14 protein-coding genes are annotated in these 17,505 nt (G+C 69.0%); 8 read left to right on the forward strand and 6 right to left on the reverse strand.

Going from position 1 to position 17,505, the window contains the following annotated elements; genetic code table 11:
* Nucleotides 1-3: 3 nt before the first annotated feature.
* From glpK to OG413_RS24165, 3 genes are all read right to left on the reverse strand, one after another.
* Nucleotides 4-1,554 (reverse strand): glycerol kinase GlpK, encoded by a 1,551-nt coding sequence (gene glpK / locus OG413_RS24155; RefSeq protein WP_266808704.1) that lies wholly within the window; start codon nucleotides 1,552-1,554, stop codon nucleotides 4-6.
* A gap of 41 nt (nucleotides 1,555-1,595) precedes the next feature.
* The gene (locus OG413_RS24160) at nucleotides 1,596-2,369 is read right to left on the reverse strand and encodes an MIP/aquaporin family protein (protein WP_266808706.1); all 774 of its coding nucleotides are present in this window, start codon (nucleotides 2,367-2,369) and stop codon (nucleotides 1,596-1,598) included.
* 297 nt (nucleotides 2,370-2,666) lie between these two features.
* Nucleotides 2,667-3,431 carry an IclR family transcriptional regulator gene (locus tag OG413_RS24165; RefSeq protein WP_266808708.1) on the reverse strand — a complete coding sequence of 255 codons (765 nt, stop codon included), beginning with the start codon at nucleotides 3,429-3,431 and terminating at the stop codon, nucleotides 2,667-2,669.
* 241 nt (nucleotides 3,432-3,672) lie between these two features.
* Between OG413_RS24165 and metH the strand changes: the two genes are divergently transcribed.
* Complete coding sequence (gene metH, locus OG413_RS24170) at nucleotides 3,673-7,185, forward strand: methionine synthase (RefSeq protein ID WP_266808710.1); 3,513 nt, start codon at nucleotides 3,673-3,675, stop codon at nucleotides 7,183-7,185.
* A 140-nt stretch (nucleotides 7,186-7,325) separates the two neighbouring features.
* A complete protein-coding gene (locus OG413_RS24175) occupies nucleotides 7,326-8,027 on the forward strand; it encodes an HAD family phosphatase (protein ID WP_266808712.1) in 702 nt (233 codons plus the stop codon).
* A gap of 268 nt (nucleotides 8,028-8,295) precedes the next feature.
* On the opposite strand, the gene OG413_RS24180 is transcribed toward OG413_RS24175, so the two are convergent.
* Nucleotides 8,296-8,967 (reverse strand): response regulator transcription factor, encoded by a 672-nt coding sequence (locus OG413_RS24180; protein WP_073729189.1) that lies wholly within the window; start codon nucleotides 8,965-8,967, stop codon nucleotides 8,296-8,298.
* A gap of 9 nt (nucleotides 8,968-8,976) precedes the next feature.
* Nucleotides 8,977-9,822 (reverse strand): PD-(D/E)XK nuclease family protein, encoded by an 846-nt coding sequence (locus tag OG413_RS24185; protein WP_266810334.1) that lies wholly within the window; start codon nucleotides 9,820-9,822, stop codon nucleotides 8,977-8,979.
* Nucleotides 9,823-9,993: 171 nt separating this feature from the next.
* On the opposite strand from OG413_RS24185, the gene OG413_RS24190 reads away from it, so the two are divergent.
* The 3 genes from OG413_RS24190 (at nucleotide 9,994) to OG413_RS24200 (ending at nucleotide 13,047) form a co-directional block, all read left to right on the forward strand.
* A complete protein-coding gene (locus OG413_RS24190) occupies nucleotides 9,994-11,244 on the forward strand; it encodes a site-2 protease family protein (protein ID WP_266810336.1) in 1,251 nt (416 codons plus the stop codon).
* 73 nt (nucleotides 11,245-11,317) lie between these two features.
* Entirely contained in the window at nucleotides 11,318-12,226 is a 909-nt protein-coding gene (locus OG413_RS24195) for a tRNA (adenine-N1)-methyltransferase (RefSeq protein ID WP_266808714.1), read from the forward strand.
* Between the two features lie 236 nt (nucleotides 12,227-12,462).
* Complete coding sequence (locus OG413_RS24200; protein WP_266808716.1) at nucleotides 12,463-13,047, forward strand: hypothetical protein; 585 nt, start codon at nucleotides 12,463-12,465, stop codon at nucleotides 13,045-13,047.
* A gap of 4 nt (nucleotides 13,048-13,051) precedes the next feature.
* Here OG413_RS24200 and OG413_RS24205 read toward each other — a convergent pair whose 3' ends face one another.
* Nucleotides 13,052-13,363, reverse strand: a complete 312-nt coding sequence (locus OG413_RS24205; protein WP_073729197.1) for a ferredoxin — start codon at nucleotides 13,361-13,363, stop codon at nucleotides 13,052-13,054.
* Between the two features lie 241 nt (nucleotides 13,364-13,604).
* Here OG413_RS24205 and arc point away from each other — a divergent pair, with 241 nt between their 5' ends.
* The 3 genes from arc to OG413_RS24220 all read left to right on the forward strand — a co-directional run bounded on the left by arc (nucleotide 13,605) and on the right by OG413_RS24220 (nucleotide 17,458).
* Complete coding sequence (gene arc, locus OG413_RS24210) at nucleotides 13,605-15,371, forward strand: proteasome ATPase (protein ID WP_266808718.1); 1,767 nt, start codon at nucleotides 13,605-13,607, stop codon at nucleotides 15,369-15,371.
* A gap of 236 nt (nucleotides 15,372-15,607) precedes the next feature.
* Nucleotides 15,608-17,119, forward strand: coding sequence for a depupylase/deamidase Dop (gene dop, locus OG413_RS24215; protein WP_266808719.1), 1,512 nt, complete (start codon nucleotides 15,608-15,610; stop codon nucleotides 17,117-17,119).
* 120 nt (nucleotides 17,120-17,239) lie between these two features.
* Complete coding sequence (locus tag OG413_RS24220) at nucleotides 17,240-17,458, forward strand: ubiquitin-like protein Pup (protein ID WP_016325855.1); 219 nt, start codon at nucleotides 17,240-17,242, stop codon at nucleotides 17,456-17,458.
* Nucleotides 17,459-17,505 lie beyond the last annotated feature (47 nt).

Below are 17,505 nucleotides of genomic sequence, written 5' to 3' on the forward strand. Positions count from 1 at the left end.
TGATTACTCCTCGACTGTGCTGTCGTCGAGCCAGCCCATGGTCCGCTGCACGGCCTTGAGCCAGCTCTTGTACTCGCGGTCGCGGGTCTCCGCGTCCATGCGGGGGGTCCACTCCGCGGCCCGGCGCCAGTTGGCGCGCAGGGCATCGGTGTCCGGCCAGAAGCCGACGGCCAGACCGGCGGCGTAGGCGGCGCCGAGGCAGGTGGTCTCGGCGACCATCGGACGCACCACGGGTGCGTCGAGGAAGTCGGCGAGCGTCTGCATCAGCAGGTTGTTGGAGGTCATGCCGCCGTCGACCTTGAGCGCCGCGAGCTCGACGCCGGAGTCCTTGGTCATGGCGTCGCTGATCTCGCGGGTCTGCCAGGCGGTGGCTTCGAGTACGGCACGGGCGATGTGCGCCTTGGTGACGTACCGGGTGAGACCGGCGATGATGCCGCGGGCGTCGGGGCGCCAGTACGGGGCGAACAGGCCGGAGAAGGCGGGCACGAAGTAGGCGCCGCCGTTGTCCTCGACCGAGGAGGCCAGCGTCTCGATCTCGGCCGCGGACTTGATCAGGCCCATCTGGTCGCGCATCCACTGCACCAGCGAACCGGTGACCGCGATGGAGCCCTCCAGCGCGTACACCGGGCGCTGGTCGCCGATCTGGTAGCCCACGGTGGTGAGCAGCCCGTTGTACGAGTTCACCGGGGTGTGGCCGGTGTTCATCAGCATGAAGGTGCCGGTGCCGTACGTGGACTTGGCCTCGCCCTCGGCGAAACACGTCTGGCCGAACAGCGCGGCCTGCTGGTCACCGAGCGCGGAGGCCACCGGGACCCCGTCGAGCACGCCGCCCTTGGCGGAGCCGTACACCTCGGCGGAGGAGCGGATCTCGGGGAGCACGGCGGCGGGGATGCCGATGGACTGGAGGATCTTCTCGTCCCACGCCATCGTGTGCAGGTTCATCAGGAGGGTGCGCGAGGCGTTCGTGACGTCGGTGACGTGGACGCCGCCGTCGGTGCCGCCGGTCAGATTCCAGATGACCCAGGAGTCCATGGTGCCGAAGAGGATGTCGCCGCGCTCGGCGCGCTCGCGGAGTCCCTCGACGTTGTCGAGCAGCCAGCGGACCTTGGGCCCGGCGAAGTACGAGGCGAGCGGCAGACCCGTCTCGCGGCGGAAGCGGTCCTGGCCGACGTTGCGGCCCAGCTCCTTGCAGAGCGCGTCCGTGCGGGTGTCCTGCCAGACGAGGGCGTTGTGGACGGGCTCGCCGGTGTTCTTGTCCCAGAGCAGCGTGGTCTCGCGCTGGTTGGTGATGCCGATCGCCTTGACGTCGGCGGAGGTGATGCCCGCCTTGACGATGGCTGAGGCGACGACCTCCTGGACGTTCTCCCAGATCTCGGTCGCGTCGTGCTCGACCCATCCCGGCTTCGGGAAGATCTGCTCGTGCTCCTTCTGGTCGACGGAGACGATCCGGCCGTCCTTGTCGAAGACGATGCAGCGGCTGGAGGTGGTGCCCTGGTCGATGGCCGCGATGAACGGCCCGGTGCCATGGGTCCCGGTGGTGTGTGCGTCGGTCACGGTGTGCTCCCGGAAAGTCTGTGTGTACGGCTCTGAATGGCTCAGGCGAAGGCGAGCTGGTAGATCCCGCCCGCGAGGGCGCCGCCGATCAGCGGACCCGCCACGGGGATCAGGGCATAGCTCCAGTCCGAGCCGCCCTTGTTGGGCAGTGGAAGCAGAGCGTGCACGATTCGGGGGCCCAGGTCACGGACCGGGTTGATCGCGTATCCGGTCGGGCCGCCGAGCGAGAGGCCGAGACCGACGACGACGAACGCGGTGATCATCGCGCCGAGCACGCCCGGACCCTTCGGATCGTCCGGGCCGAGGCCGGGGATCGTGCTCTGGGTGAGGATGGCGAGCACCAGGACGGTGGTCGCGATGATCTCGGTCGCCATGTTCTGGCCGACGTTGCGGATCTCCGGCGAGGTGAAGAAGACGCCGTGCACAGGGCCGGGGTTCGCCGTCTTCCGCTTCGCGACCTCGGGGTCGTTCAGGTGTGCCTTGAAGTGACCGTAGTACGCGGCCCAGACGAGCACCGCGCCGATCATCGCGCCGAGGAGCTGCCCGGCGAAGTAGACCGGTACGTCGCTCCACTCGGTGGCGCCCTTGATCGCGAGACCGACGGTCACCGCCGGGTTGAGGTGGGCGCCGGACGTGCCGGCGGATATGTACGCGCCGGTGAGCACGGCGAAGCCCCACCCGAAGGTGATGGCGAGCCAGCCGGCGTTGAACGCCTTGGAGCGCTTCAGCGTGACGGCGGCACAGACGCCGCCGCCCAGCAGGATGAGTACGGCGGTACCTATGGTCTCGCCGATGAAGATGTCGGAGCTGGACACCCGCGACTCCTTTGTCGTTCGTCCAGGGGAAGGCGATTCACCGGGTCCCTCCGGTGAATCGCGCCCCAGGTGGGTACCCACGAAGTGTGGTCACTCCACCTGTAGGGCTTGACCGGCCCTTGGCACTGTCACACCCTAACGCGGAAATTCCGTTAGGTGTTCGGCAATGCCGACCGTTGAACGGCAGTGTTTCTCCCGAATGAATGAAGCGTCAAGAGTGTGTGGCGTACGACTCGGTACGGGACCCGATCGTTACGGCTTCGGTCGGTGCGGCGGCGGGTGCGGCGGCCGGTCGGCTCAGAAGCGGCCGGCGCCGAGGTCCCGGGAGACCGCGCGGGCACAGTCCCGTACCGCCGCGATCAGTTCGGGGCGCAGCTCGCCGCCCGGACAGACCCGCTCCACCGCTCCGGTGACGGCCACCGCGCCCACCGGCATCCGCCGCCGGTCGTGGATGGGCGCGGCCACGGCGGCCACCCCTTCCCAGGTCTCCTCCACGTCGGTGCCCCAGCCGCGCGCCCGGATCAGGTCGAGCAGGGACTCGAACTCGTCCGCGGCGGTGACGGTGCGGGTGGTGAAGGACCGCCGCTCCGTCTCCATGACCTCGCTGTGCGCCACCGGGTCGAAGGCCGAGAGCACCTTGCCCAGTGCCGTGGAGTGCAGCGGCTGCATGGCCCCGACCTCCAGGACCTGGCGGCTGTCGTCGGGCCGGAAGACGTGGTGGACGATGAGGACGCCGTGCTGGTGCAGGACGCCCAGGTGGACGCTCTCGCCACTGGAACGGGCCAGGTCGTCGGTCCACACCAGGGCGCGTGCCCGCAGTTCGTGGACGTCCAGATAGCTGTTGCCGAGCCGCAGCAGTTCGGCGCCGAGCTGATAGCGGCCGGACGCCGCGTCCTGCTCGACGAAGCCCTCCAGCTGGAGCGTGCGCAGGATGCCGTGCGCGGTGCCCTTGGCCAGCCCCAGGGAGGAGGCGATGTCGGAGAGGCCGAGCCGGCGCTCACCGCCCGCCAGCAGACGCAGCATCGCGGCCGCCCGCTCCAGCGACTGGATGTTCTTGGCCATCGCGCCGTACTCCTCCACCTCGGTTCGACAATGCTGAACACTATCGGTCGATGCCGACCTCTGCTCGACCCCTGGGAAACTCTGTCCCACCACTCGCAACGTGCTGTCCTCCGCGCACAGCATGCAGTCCGCACCGTGAACGTACTGACGGGGCGGGGCGGCGTCCGGCTACGCTGGCGGGGTGCGCCCTCCGACAGAGGGTCGCAAAGCCGACAGCCGTCGCATCCCTGGGAGATCATCCATGGCCTCGTTGCCGACATCCGCCGCCGAAAGCCGGACCCGAGTCGACGCCCTCCGAGAGGCGCTCGCCACCCGTGTGGTGGTGGCGGACGGTGCCATGGGCACCATGCTCCAGGCACAGGACCCCACCCTTGAGGACTTCGAGAACCTCGAAGGGTGCAACGAGATCCTCAACGTCACCCGCCCCGACATCGTCCGCTCGGTGCACGAGGAGTACTTCGCGGTCGGTGTGGACTGCGTCGAGACGAACACCTTCGGCGCGAACCTCGCGGCCCTCGGCGAGTACGACATCCCCGAGCGCGTCCACGAGCTCTCCGAGTCCGGCGCCCGGATCGCCCGTGAGGTCGCCGACGAGTTCACCGCGTCGACCGGACAGCAGCGCTGGGTGCTGGGCTCCATGGGACCGGGCACCAAGCTGCCGACCCTGGGCCACGCTCCGTACGGCAAGCTCCGCGACGCCTACCAGCAGAACGCCGAAGGCATGATCGCCGGTGGCGCCGACGCCCTCCTGGTGGAGACCACCCAGGACCTGCTGCAGACCAAGGCGTCGATCATCGGTGCCCGGCGGGCCCTGGAAGCCACCGGCACCAACCTGCCGCTGATCTGCTCCGTCACCGTCGAGACGACCGGCACCATGCTGCTCGGCTCCGAGATCGGCGCCGCGCTCACCGCGCTGGAGCCGCTCGGCATCGACATGATCGGCCTGAACTGCGCCACCGGCCCCGCCGAGATGAGCGAGCACCTGCGCTACCTCGCCCGGCACTCCCGGATCCCGATCTCCTGCATGCCGAACGCGGGTCTGCCGGTGCTCGGCAAGGACGGCGCGCACTACCCGCTGGGCCCGTCCGAGCTCGCGGACGCCCAGGAGACATTCGTACGCGAGTACGGCATCTCCCTGGTCGGCGGCTGCTGCGGTACGACGCCGGAACACCTGCGCCAGGTCGTCGAGCGGGTCCGCGGGGCGGCCCCCACAGTCCGCGAACCGCGTCCCGAGCCCGGTGCAGCCTCGCTCTACCAGACCGTCCCGTTCCGCCAGGACACCTCGTACCTCGCGATCGGTGAGCGTACGAACGCCAACGGCTCGAAGAAGTTCCGCGACGCGATGCTGGAAGCCCGCTGGGACGACTGCGTCGAGATGGCCCGCGACCAGATCCGCGAGGGCGCGCACATGCTCGACCTCTGCGTCGACTACGTGGGCCGCGACGGCGTCGCCGACATGGAGGAGCTGGCGGGCCGCTTCGCGACCGCCTCGACCCTCCCGATCGTGCTGGACTCCACCGAGCTGCCCGTGCTGCGCGCCGGCCTGGAGAAGCTCGGCGGCCGTGCCGTACTGAACTCCGTCAACTACGAGGACGGCGACGGCCCCGAGTCCCGCTTCGCGCTGGTCAGCGCCCTGGCCTCGGAGCACGGTGCCGCACTGATCGCCCTGACCATCGACGAGGAGGGCCAGGCCCGTACCGTCGAGCACAAGGTCGCCATCGCCGAGCGGCTCATCGAGGACCTCACCACCAACTGGGGCATCCACGAGTCGGACATCCTCATCGACACCCTCACCTTCACCATCTGCACCGGTCAGGAGGAGTCCCGCGGCGACGGGATCGCCACCATCGGGGCCATCCGCGAACTGAAGAAGCGCCACCCCGACGTCCAGACCACGCTGGGCCTGTCCAACATCTCCTTCGGCCTCAACCCGGCCGCCCGCGTCGTACTGAACTCCGTCTTCCTCGACGAGTGCGTCAAGGCGGGTCTCGACTCCGCGATCGTGCACGCCTCCAAGATCCTTCCGATCGCGCGGCTGGAGGAGGAGCAGGTCAAGGTCGCCCTCGACCTGATCTACGACCGCCGCGCCGAGGGCTACGACCCCCTGCAGAAGCTCATGGAGCTCTTCGAGGGCGTCAACATGAAGTCCATGAAGGCGGGCAAGGCCGAGGAGCTCCTCGCCCTGCCGCTGGACGAGCGCCTTCAGCGGCGCATCATCGACGGCGAGAAGAACGGCCTGCAGGCCGACCTCGACGAGGCCCTCCAGGACACGCCCGCCCTGGAGATCGTCAACAACATCCTGCTCGAAGGCATGAAGGTCGTCGGTGAGCTCTTCGGCTCGGGCCAGATGCAGCTGCCGTTCGTGCTCCAGTCCGCCGAGGTCATGAAGACCGCGGTGGCCCACCTGGAGCCCCACATGGAGAAGACGGACGCGGACGGCAAGGGCACCATCGTGCTGGCCACCGTCCGGGGCGACGTCCACGACATCGGCAAGAACCTCGTCGACATCATCCTGTCCAACAACGGCTACAACGTCGTCAACCTGGGCATCAAGCAGCCCGTCTCCGCGATCCTGGAAGCCGCCGAGGAGCACCGCGCCGACGTCATCGGCATGTCCGGTCTCCTGGTGAAGTCCACCGTGATCATGAAGGAGAACCTCCAGGAGCTGAACCAGCGCAAGCTGGCCGCCGACTACCCGGTGATCCTCGGCGGTGCCGCCCTCACCCGGGCCTATGTCGAGCAGGACCTCCACGAGATCTACGAGGGCGAGGTGCGCTACGCCCGCGACGCCTTCGAGGGCCTGCGGCTGATGGACGCCCTCGTCGCCGTCAAGCGCGGAGTCCCCGGCGCCACGCTGCCCGAGCTGAAGCAGCGCCGGGTGCCCAAGCGGGAGGCGGCCGTGCTGGAGGTGTCGGAGCCGGAGGAGGGCGTCCGCTCCGACGTCGCGACGGACAACCCCATCCCCGAGCCGCCGTTCCGGGGCACCCGGGTCGTCAAGGGCATCCAGCTCAAGGAGTACGCCTCCTGGCTGGACGAGGGCGCGCTCTTCAAGGGGCAGTGGGGCCTCAAGCAGGCCCGTACCGGCGACGGACCGACGTACGAGGAGCTGGTGGAGACCGAGGGCCGCCCGCACCTGCGCGGCTGGCTCGACAAGCTCCACACCGAGAACATGCTGGAGGCGGCCGTCGTCTACGGCTACTTCCCCTGCGTCTCCAAGGGCGACGACCTGATCCTGCTCCACGAGGACGGCTCGGAGCGCACCCGGTTCACCTTCCCGCGCCAGCGTCGCGGCCGGCGCCTGTGTCTCGCCGACTTCTTCCGCCCCGAGGATTCCGGCGAGGTGGATGTCATCGGCCTCCAGGTCGTCACCGTCGGCTCGAAGATCGGCGAGGCCACCGCCGAGCTGTTCGAGGCCAACTCCTACCGTGACTATCTGGAGCTGCACGGCCTGTCCGTACAGCTCGCCGAGGCCCTGGCGGAGTACTGGCACGCCCGGGTCCGCGGCGAGCTGGGCTTCGCCGGCGAGGACCCCGCCGACGTCGAGGACATGTTCGCGCTGAAGTACCGCGGCGCGCGCTTCTCCCTCGGTTACGGCGCCTGCCCCGATCTGGAGGACCGGGCGAAGATCGCCGACCTCCTGGAGCCGGAGCGGATCGGGGTCAAGCTCTCCGAGGAGTTCCAGCTGCACCCCGAGCAGTCCACCGACGCGATCGTCATCCACCACCCCGAGGCGAAGTACTTCAACGCCCGGTGAGGCACTGTTCCCCGCGCGGTAGGACGCCGTTCCCCGCGCGGTAGCCGGACGAGTCGTACACTGGTCGGTCCAGTGCAGGCCGGTCGCCCTCCCCACCGGGACGGCGGCCGGCCTTCTCGTCCCTACGGAAGGTGTGCCGGATGACCAGTACGGTTCCCGCGTCCCTCACCCGCACGGCCGAAGGCGGCGCCCTGCAGGCTGTCCTTCTCGACATGGACGGAACCCTCGTCGACACCGAGGGCTTCTGGTGGGACGTCGAGGTGGAGGTCTTCGCCGATCTGGGCCACCGGCTGGATGAGGCGTGGCGGGACGTGGTCGTCGGCGGGCCGATGACCCGCAGCGCGGGCTACCTCATCGACTCCACCGGCGCCGACATCACGCTCGACGAACTCACCGGGCTGCTCAACGACCGCTTCGAGAAGCGCATCGGACGCGGTGTGCCGCTGATGCCGGGTGCCGGACGCCTGCTGGCCGAGCTCGCCGCGTACGACATGCCGACCGCCCTGGTCTCCGCCTCGCACCGGCGGATCATCGACCGGGTGCTGGACTCGGTCGGCCACCACCACTTCGCCCTCACGGTCGCCGGTGACGAGGTCACCCGGACGAAGCCGCACCCGGAGCCCTATCTCACCGCGGCGGCAGGCTTCGGGGCCGACCCGTGGCGCTGCGCGGTCATCGAGGACACCGCCACGGGGGTCGCCGCGGCGGAGGCCGCGGGGTGCCGGGTGGTCGCCGTACCGTCCGTGGCGCCGATCGCTCCGGCGTCCGGCCGGGTGATCGTGAGGTCCCTCGAAGAAGTGGATCTCGCATTCCTTCAGGGACTGGTCACGGGAATGCCCTGAGAGCGCCAGCGGCGCGAGCGCCCCGTCCACGGCACGGACCGGTTCACCGACCTCCCGGAACCCGGCTTCCCGGACCCCGACAACCGCACCGCACCGTTCCTGGACGGGAACAACTTCTCAACTCGCCCTACGGTCGGCACGAATCCGGTCCCGGACCACAGGGTCCGGGACCGGATCTCCGTACGCGCACGGCGCGTTGCTCACAACCGCCGCCCGGCAGGGACCGCCCGCGCCGGTCCCGCGCCGGTCCCGCGCCGGGCCCGTGCCGTCACTGGGCGCCGGGGCGCACCAGGCCGCTCTCGTAGGCGTAGACGGCGGCCTGTACCCGGTCGCGCAGGCTCAGCTTCGTCAGCACATGCCCCACGTGCGTCTTGACCGTCGTCTCGCTGACGAACAGGTCCGCGGCGATCTCCGCGTTGGACAGCCCGCGCGCCACCAGCTTCAGCACTTCCACCTCGCGCTCCGTCAGCGTGTGCAGTGCGTCCGGAACCGGGTCCTCGCCCGAGGGCAGGTGATCCGCGTACTTGTCCAGCAGCCGCCGCGTGATGCTCGGCGCCAGCATCGCCTCACCCGCCGCCACCACCCGGATGGCCTGAACCAGCTCATTGGCCGGAGCGTCCTTCAGCAGGAAGCCGCTCGCACCCGCGCGCAGCGCCTCCACCACGTACTCGTCGAGGTCGAACGTCGTCAGGACCAGCACCTTCGCCGGACCGTCCCGCCCCGGACCGGTGATCTGACGGGTGGCCTCCACACCGTCCATCCGGGGCATACGGATGTCCATCAGCACCACATCGGGCTGCAGCGCCCGCACCTGATCGATGGCCTGCAGACCGTCCCCGGCCTCGCCGACCACCGCGAGGTCGCCCTCGGCCTCCAGGATCATCCGGAAGCCGGTGCGCAGCAGTGGCTGGTCATCGACCAGCAGGACCCGGATCGCCACGAAAACTCCTTAAGGGCCCTCAAGGGCCACTGGTTGGCCGGCCTCGGCCCGGACCGGTCCCATTCTGCCCTGGACATCCTCGCCGGACTCCGCCGGGCGTACCGACAACGGGTATACCGGGGGAGTCCCGCCGAATTCCGGACAGACCGCGCGGTGGTCGCACCAGCCGCACAGCTTCGTCGGACGCGGCCGCCACTCGCCCGTCTCCGTCGCCAGCGAGATCGCCTCCCACAGCGCCAGCAGCTTGCGCTCCACCCGCTCCAGGTCGGCCACCACCGGGTCGTACGTCAGTACGTCACCGCTGCCCAGGTAGACCAGCTGGAGCCGCCTCGGCACGACGCCCTTCAGCCGCCAGATCACCAGGGCATAGAACTTCATCTGGAACAGCGCGCCCTCCGCGTACTCCGGACGCGGTGCCTTGCCCGTCTTGTAGTCGACGATCCGGACCTCACCGGTCGGCGCCACGTCGATCCGGTCGATCACCCCGCGCAGCTTCAGTCCGGACTCCAGCTCCGTCTCGACGAACAGCTCCCGCTCGGCGGGCTCCAGCCGCGTCGGGTCCTCCAGCGAGAACCAGCGCTCCACCAGCTGCCCGGCCTCACCCAGCCAGCGCGTCAGCCGCTCGCCCTCCGTGTCCTCGGCGAACAGCTCGGTCAGCTCCGGCTTCGACTCCAGCAGCCGGTCCCACTGGCCGGGAATCAGTGCCCGCGCCCGCGGGGCCGTGCGGTCCGCCGCCGGTGCGTCGAAGAGCCGCTCCAGCACCGCATGCACCAGCGTGCCCCGGGTAGCCGCCTCACTGGGCTTCTCCGGCAGCTTGTCGATGACCCGGAAACGGTACAGCAACGGGCACTGCATGAAATCGCTCGCCCGCGACGGCGACAGGGACGAGGGCGGCTGGGGCGGCCGCGGTACGGAGGTCATGGCTCAGACCCTACGACCCGCCACTGACAGCGAGCGGCATACCATCGACCACAGAGCCTCGCACACTGCATGATCGTGGCAAACGCCACCGACCGAAGGGACCCCGTGGACGAGAGCGGCGACAGCGGGCGGCCGCAGCCCGGCGCAGGGGGAACGGGCCCCGGCGCCGCACCCGAGAACGGCAAACCGAAACGCCCCGCGGAACCGGGCGGCGGCCTGCTCATGGGCCGCCCCTTCGGAGTGCCCGTATACGTCGCCCCCAGCTGGTTCGTCGTGGCCGCCCTCATCACCTGGGTCTTCGGCGGTCAGCTCGACCGGGTCCTGCCCGAGCTCGGTGGCCTCCGGTACCTGGTCGCGCTTTTCTTCGCGATCGCCTTCTACGCATCCGTACTCGTCCACGAACTGGCCCACACGGTCGCCGCGCTGCACTACAAGCTCCCGGTCCGCCGTATCCAGCTGCAGTTCTTCGGCGGCGTGTCGGAGATCGAGAAGGAATCCGAGACCCCCGGCCGCGAATTCGTCCTCGCCTTCGTCGGCCCGCTGCTCTCCCTCGTCCTCGGCGGCGTGTTCTACCTCGCCATGCAGTTCGTCGAGCCCGGCACCGTCCCCGGCGTCCTGCTCGCCGGACTGATGATCTCCAACCTCATCGTGGCCGCCTTCAACCTGCTCCCCGGCCTCCCGCTCGACGGCGGCCGGATGCTGCGCGCCGTCGTCTGGAAGATCACCGGCAAGCCCATGAGCGGCACCATCGCCGCCGCCTGGGTCGGCCGCGGCCTCGCCGTCACCGTCCTGGTCGGCCTGCCGCTCCTCACCCACACCGGAGCCCTCGGCAACGCCACCGACGAGATCAGCGGCATGGAGACCGTCACCGACGCCCTGCTCGCCGCGATCCTCGCCGGAATCATCTGGACCGGCGCCGGAAACAGCCTGCGCATGGCCCGCCTGCGCGAACACCTCCCCGACCTGCGCGCCCGCACCCTCACCCGGCGCGCCGTCCCCGTCGAATCGGCCACCCCGCTCTCCGAGGCGCTCCGCCGGGCCAACGAAGCGGGAGCCCGCGCCCTCGTGGTCGTCGACGGACAGGGCAACCCCAAGGGCGTCGTCCGGGAAGCGGCCATCGTCGGTGTCCCCGAGCACCGCCGCCCCTGGGTCGCCGTCAGCGGTCTCGCCCAGGACCTCACCGACGGCATGCGGGTCCCCGCCGAACTCGCCGGCGAAGCCCTGCTGGACCGGCTCAAGGCGACCCCGGCCACCGAATACCTCGTGGTCGAGGAGACCGGCGAGATCTACGGAGTTCTCTCCACCGTCGACGTCGAACGCGCATTCGTCGCCGCCATGGCCCGCCCCGGCGCCTGACCCGGCGGCGGGGCCCGGTCACCGCCGCCGCCGGCGCGGTCGGCGCCCCGGGAAACACCGGTACGCTGGTCACATGTCTGAACCGACCGGTGCCGCCCGCCGACGTGGGCCCTTCAAGGTCGGGGACCAGGTACAGCTCACCGACCCCAAGGGACGCCACTACACCTTCACGCTCGAAGCCGGAAAGAATTTCCACACCCACAAGGGTTCTTTCCCGCACGACGAGCTGATCGGTGCTCCCGAGGGCAGTGTTGTCCGAACCACGGGAAACGTCGCCTATCTCGCGCTGCGCCCCCTGCTCCCCGACTTCGTCCTGTCCATGCCCCGCGGCGCCGCCGTGGTCTATCCCAAGGACGCTGGCCAGATCCTGGCCTTCGCCGACATCTTCCCCGGCGCCCGTGTCGTGGAGGCGGGCGTCGGCTCGGGCGCGCTGAGCACCTTCCTGCTCCGGGCCATCGGCGAGCAGGGCATGCTGCACTCCTACGAGCGCCGCGAAGACTTCGCCGAGATCGCCCAGCAGAACGTCGAGCGCTACTTCGGCTCGCCGCACCCCGCCTGGCAGCTCACCATCGGCGACCTCCAGGACAACCTCTCCGACACCGACGTCGACCGCGTCGTCCTGGACATGCTGGCCCCCTGGGAGTGCCTGGAAGCCGTGTCCAAGGCCCTCGTGCCCGGCGGCATCCTCTGCGCGTACGTCGCGACCACCACCCAGCTCTCGCGGACCGTCGAGTCCATCCGTGAGATCGGCTGCTTCGCCGAGCCGCAGCCCTGGGAGTCGATGATCCGCAACTGGCACGTCGAGGGTCTGGCTGTCCGCCCCGACCACCGGATGATCGGTCACACCGGCTTCCTCGTCACCGCCCGCCGGCTCGCGGACGGCGTCGAGGCGCCGCTGCGCCGCCGCCGCCCGTCCAAGGGCGCCTACGGCGACGACTACGACGGACCCGGCAGCCAGAGCGGTTCCGCCACCCGCGGCTGACCCGTACAACGCACCGGCGCCGCCGCGCAGTTGCCCGGACCGACCCGGGAACTGCGCGGCGGCGCCTTTTCGTTGCGGTGGGGGACGGACGTACACCCGCGGGAACCGGCACGCACCCCGCCGTTCCCCCGCCGTGTGAGGTGTGGCACGATGCTGGCCACCCCCCGCCCGCCGACGCCCGTCCGGCACCGCCTTCCCCCCCCCCGGCTCCCCAGGAACCACAGGAGACATACCGCGTGCAGACCTCCGCGCTCCCGGACCTCGCGCACACCGACACCAAGCCGGTGCACTGGCTCGCCACGGCCGCGGCCATGGCCGCCGTCGTCGCCGGGGCGGGACTGCTCCAGCCCGACTCGGCCACCGCCACCGCCACGGCGTCGGAGCACCGTAGTACCGCCCAGCACGGCACCGCGCCCGTGCCGGCCCCGGACCCGGCGACCGCGTCCTTCCCGCTCGACTGCGGCAGTGCCGGACACACGGTGGCCAAGCGGGCCCCCGGAGACCTCGACGGCGACGGCAGGCCGGAAACGGTGGCGGTCGTCCACTGCGCCGCCGGTTCCGGCACTCCGCCCAGCGGCGTCTACGTCCTCACACAGGGGAGCGGGGCCGCGCCCAGGGTCGTGGCGACCCTGGTGGACCCCGCTCAGAAGATGACGGTCGGCGACTTCGCCGTACGTGACGGCGTCGTCTCGGCGACCCTGCTCGGCTACTCCTCGATCGATGTCCCGCGCTGCTGCCCCGACCAGCGGGAGAACGTCACCTGGCACTGGAAGGGCAACGCCTTCGTCCGCTCCACCGGCGACCTCGCACGGAGTGCCTGAACGATTACTGCGCGTCCGGCCCGTAGACCTCGACGCTGTCCGAAACACGACGGACATGAATGCAGTCGCCTGGGCACTCCTTGGCCGAGTCCACGATGTCCTGGAGGAGCGGCAGTGGCACCGGCGTTGTGGCGCCCTTGTCCTGCAACAGCTCGTCGTCCCCGCTCTTCACGTACGCCAGACCGTCGATGTCCAGCTCGAAGACCTCAGGTGCGTATTGCACGCAGATGCCGTCGCCCGTGCAGAGGTCCTGGTCGATCCAGACCTCCAGGTCCTGCGTGTCACTGTCGCCCGACGCGTCCTGCTGCACGGTCATGTGTCCTGCCGTTCCCTGCGTATCTGAACCAATTGGAGCGAGCCCTGACGGGTGTTGAACGCTTCGACGATACAACCGGCCGCTTTCCGATGCTCAAGGGTGGGTATTCCCTTGTCGTGAGGGAGAGCGCAAGGGTGAAGATCGGACACGTCCCGGAGTCTTTGTGATCTAGGGGTTTCAATCATCACCCACCCAGGTAGGGTCAGGAAGCGTCCAGCTCCCCATGGAGGAGGTGAGGACCGTGGCAGCCCACGACGACGACATCAACCGCGGCAACCGGCCCGCGCGGGGGTCAGAAGACCCAGCCGGCCAGGTCGCCTATCTTGAGCAGGAAATCGCCGTCCTGCGACGTAAGCTCGCCGACTCTCCGCGTCATACGAGGATTCTCGAAGAGCGGATCGTCGAGTTGCAGACGAACCTCGCAGGCGTGTCCGCACAGAACGAGCGGCTCGCCAATACGCTCCGCGAGGCCCGCGACCAGATCGTGGCCCTCAAGGAGGAGGTCGACCGGCTCGCACAGCCGCCGGCCGGCTTCGGGGTCTTCCTGCAAGCGAACGAGGACGGTACGAGCGACATCTTCACCGGGGGCCGCAAGCTCCGGGTGAACGTGAGTCCCAGCGTCGAGCTCGAAGACCTCCGGCGAGGCCAGGAGGTCATGCTCAACGAAGCGCTCAATGTGGTCGAGGCCATGGCGTACGAGCGTGCGGGCGACATCGTCACCCTCAAGGAGATCCTTGAGGACGGCGAACGGGCCCTGGTGGTCGGGCACACCGACGAGGAGCGGGTGGTGCGGCTCGCCGAGCCCTTGCTGGACATCACCATCCGCCCCGGCGACGCCCTTCTTCTGGAGCCGAGGTCCGGCTACGTCTACGAGGTGGTCCCCAAGAGCGAGGTCGAGGAGCTCGTCCTCGAAGAGGTCCCGGACATCGACTACGACAAGATCGGCGGTCTGGGCGACCAGATCGAGCTGATCCGCGACGCGGTCGAGCTTCCGTACCTCCACCCCGACCTCTTCCGGGAGCACGAACTGCGGCCACCGAAGGGCATCCTGCTCTACGGTCCGCCCGGCTGCGGCAAGACCCTTATCGCCAAGGCCGTGGCCAACTCGCTCGCCAAGAAGGTCGCCGAGGTCACCGGACAGCCCACGGGGAAGAGCTACTTCCTCAATATCAAGGGCCCCGAGCTCCTCAACAAGTACGTCGGTGAGACCGAGCGGCATATCCGCCTCGTCTTCCAGCGTGCCCGGGAGAAGGCGAGCGAGGGCACCCCCGTCATCGTCTTCTTCGACGAGATGGAATCCCTCTTCCGCACCCGCGGCAGCGGCGTCAGCTCGGACGTGGAGAACACCATCGTCCCCCAGCTGCTCGCCGAGATCGACGGGGTGGAGGGCCTGGAGAACGTCATCGTCATCGGCGCCTCCAACCGCGAGGACATGATCGACCCCGCCATCCTGCGACCCGGCCGCCTCGATGTGAAGATCAAGATCGAGCGTCCGGACGCCGAGGCAGCGAAGGACATCTTCGCGAAGTACCTGACCCCGTCCCTCCCGCTGCACGCCGACGATCTGGCCGAGCACACCGGCTCCAAGCCGGCCGCCGCCCACGCCATGATCCAGTCCGTCGTGGAGCGGATGTACACGGAGTCCGAGGAGAACCGCTTCCTCGAGGTCACGTACGCCAATGGCGACAAGGAAGTCCTGTATTTCAAGGACTTCAACTCCGGCGCGATGATTCAGAACATCGTCGACCGGGCAAAGAAAATGGCCATCAAGGCATTCCTCGAACAAGGCCAGAAGGGCCTTCGCGTCTCCCATCTCCTCCAGGCATGTGTGGATGAGTTCAAGGAGAACGAGGACCTTCCGAACACCACCAACCCGGACGACTGGGCCAGGATCTCCGGTAAGAAGGGTGAGCGGATCGTCTTCATCCGCACACTCGTCACCGGAAAGCAGGGCGCGGACACCGGCCGGTCCATCGACACGGTGGCGAATACCGGGCAGTACCTGTAGTGAGCGGTCCGGCTGCGGATGCCCGGTTCGGGCGTCCGCAGCCGGTTGCTTTCCGATCGTCACGACCCGGCCGGAACAATGACGTAATTGATCTCCCCACCGGCGCAGAGGCGCTCTAGGCTCTGCGGTACCGCCGAGTCGCGCAGTGCGGTGACGGGCACCGCATACGCACCGGACAAGCAGCGGTACTTGAGCGTCGCCCCCGCAGGGGAGCGGCGCCGGGCAAGGAGGGCCGCATGACCGTACGGCGAGTAATGGGCATCGAGACGGAGTACGGAATCTCCGTCCCCGGCCACCCCAACGCCAATGCCATGCTCACCTCGTCCCAGATCGTCAACGCCTACGCGGCGGCGATGCACCGGGCGCGCCGCGCCCGCTGGGACTTCGAGGAGGAGAATCCGCTGCGCGACGCGCGAGGCTTCGACCTCGCCCGTGAAACCGCCGACTCCAGCCAGCTCACCGACGAGGACATCGGCCTCGCCAATGTGATCCTCACCAACGGTGCCCGGCTGTACGTCGACCACGCGCACCCCGAGTACAGCTCACCCGAGATCACCAATCCACGCGACGCGGTGCTGTGGGACAAGGCCGGTGAGCGCATCATGGCCGAGGCCGCCGAACGGGCGGCCGCGATCCCCGGTGCCCAGCCGATCCACCTCTACAAGAACAACACCGACAACAAGGGCGCCTCCTACGGCACCCACGAGAACTACCTGATGCACCGGGAGACCCCGTTCTCGGACATCGTGCGCCACCTGACCCCGTTCTTCGTCTCCCGGCAGGTCGTCACGGGCGCGGGCCGTGTCGGCATCGGCCAGGACGGTCACGAACACGGCTTCCAGATCAGCCAGCGCTCGGACTACTTCGAGGTCGAGGTGGGCCTGGAGACCACGCTCAAGCGTCCCATCATCAACACCCGGGACGAGCCCCACTCGGACGCGGAGAAGTACCGCAGGCTCCACGTGATCATCGGTGACGCGAATCTCTCGGAGATCTCGACCTATCTGAAGCTCGGCACCACGGCCCTGGTCCTCTCCATGATCGAGGACGGCTTCATCAATGTCGACCTCGCAGTCGACCAGCCCGTACGGACCTTGCACGAGGTCTCCCACGACCCCACCCTGAAGCAGCTCATCACGCTCCGCAGCGGCCGGACACTCACCGCTGTCCAGCTGCAGATGGAGTATTTCGAACTGGGCCGCAAGTACGTCGAGGAACGCTACGGCGCCGACGCGGACGAGCAGACCAAGGACGTCCTGCTCCGCTGGGAGGACACCCTCAACCGGCTGGAGAACGATCCGATGAGCCTGGCGGGGGAGCTGGACTGGATCGCGAAGCGGGAGCTCATGGAGGGCTACCGCCGCCGCGACGGCCTGGACTGGGACGCGCCGCGCCTGCACCTGGTGGACCTCCAGTACGCCGACGTACGGGCGGAGAAGGGGCTCTACAACCGCCTGGCGGCCCGCGGCAGGATGAAGCGCCTGCTGGACGAGGACGAGGTCACCCGGGCCCGCACGAAGCCCCCCGAGGACACCAGGGCCTATTTCCGGGGCCGCTGCCTGGAGCAGTACGCGGACGACGTCGCCGCGGCCTCCTGGGACTCGGTCATCTTCGACCTGCCGGACCGTGACTCGCTGCAACGGGTGCCCACCATGGAGCCGCTGCGCGGCACCCGCGAACACGTCAAGGACCTCCTGGACCGCTGCCGTACGGCGGAAGAGCTGGTCCGGGTGCTGTCGGGCGGCTGAAAGGCCGCTCGGCTGGGAATCATTCAGATGACCTCCGGACGTTGAGACAAGTACCGGGCCAATGTCGGACCCCATGGGTAGGGTCTGATCAAGTGCTTCGAACCGAGCGGGGTGAGCTACATGGCGACCAAGGACACCGGCGGCGGACAGCAGAAGGCGACGCGCTCCACCGAGGAGGTCGAGGAGCAGGCGCAGGACGCGCAGGCGTCCGAGGACCTCAAGGAGCGCCAGGAGAAGCTGAGCGACGACGTCGACTCGGTACTGGACGAGATCGACGACGTCCTCGAAGAGAACGCCGAGGACTTCGTCAGGTCCTTCGTTCAAAAGGGTGGACAGTAGTTCACGGATATGAACGCCCGGAAGTGAACCCGGGCGCTCGCGGTGCA

This window comes from Streptomyces sp. NBC_01433 (assembly GCF_026340105.1).
GTDB lineage: Bacteria > Actinomycetota > Actinomycetes > Streptomycetales > Streptomycetaceae > Streptomyces.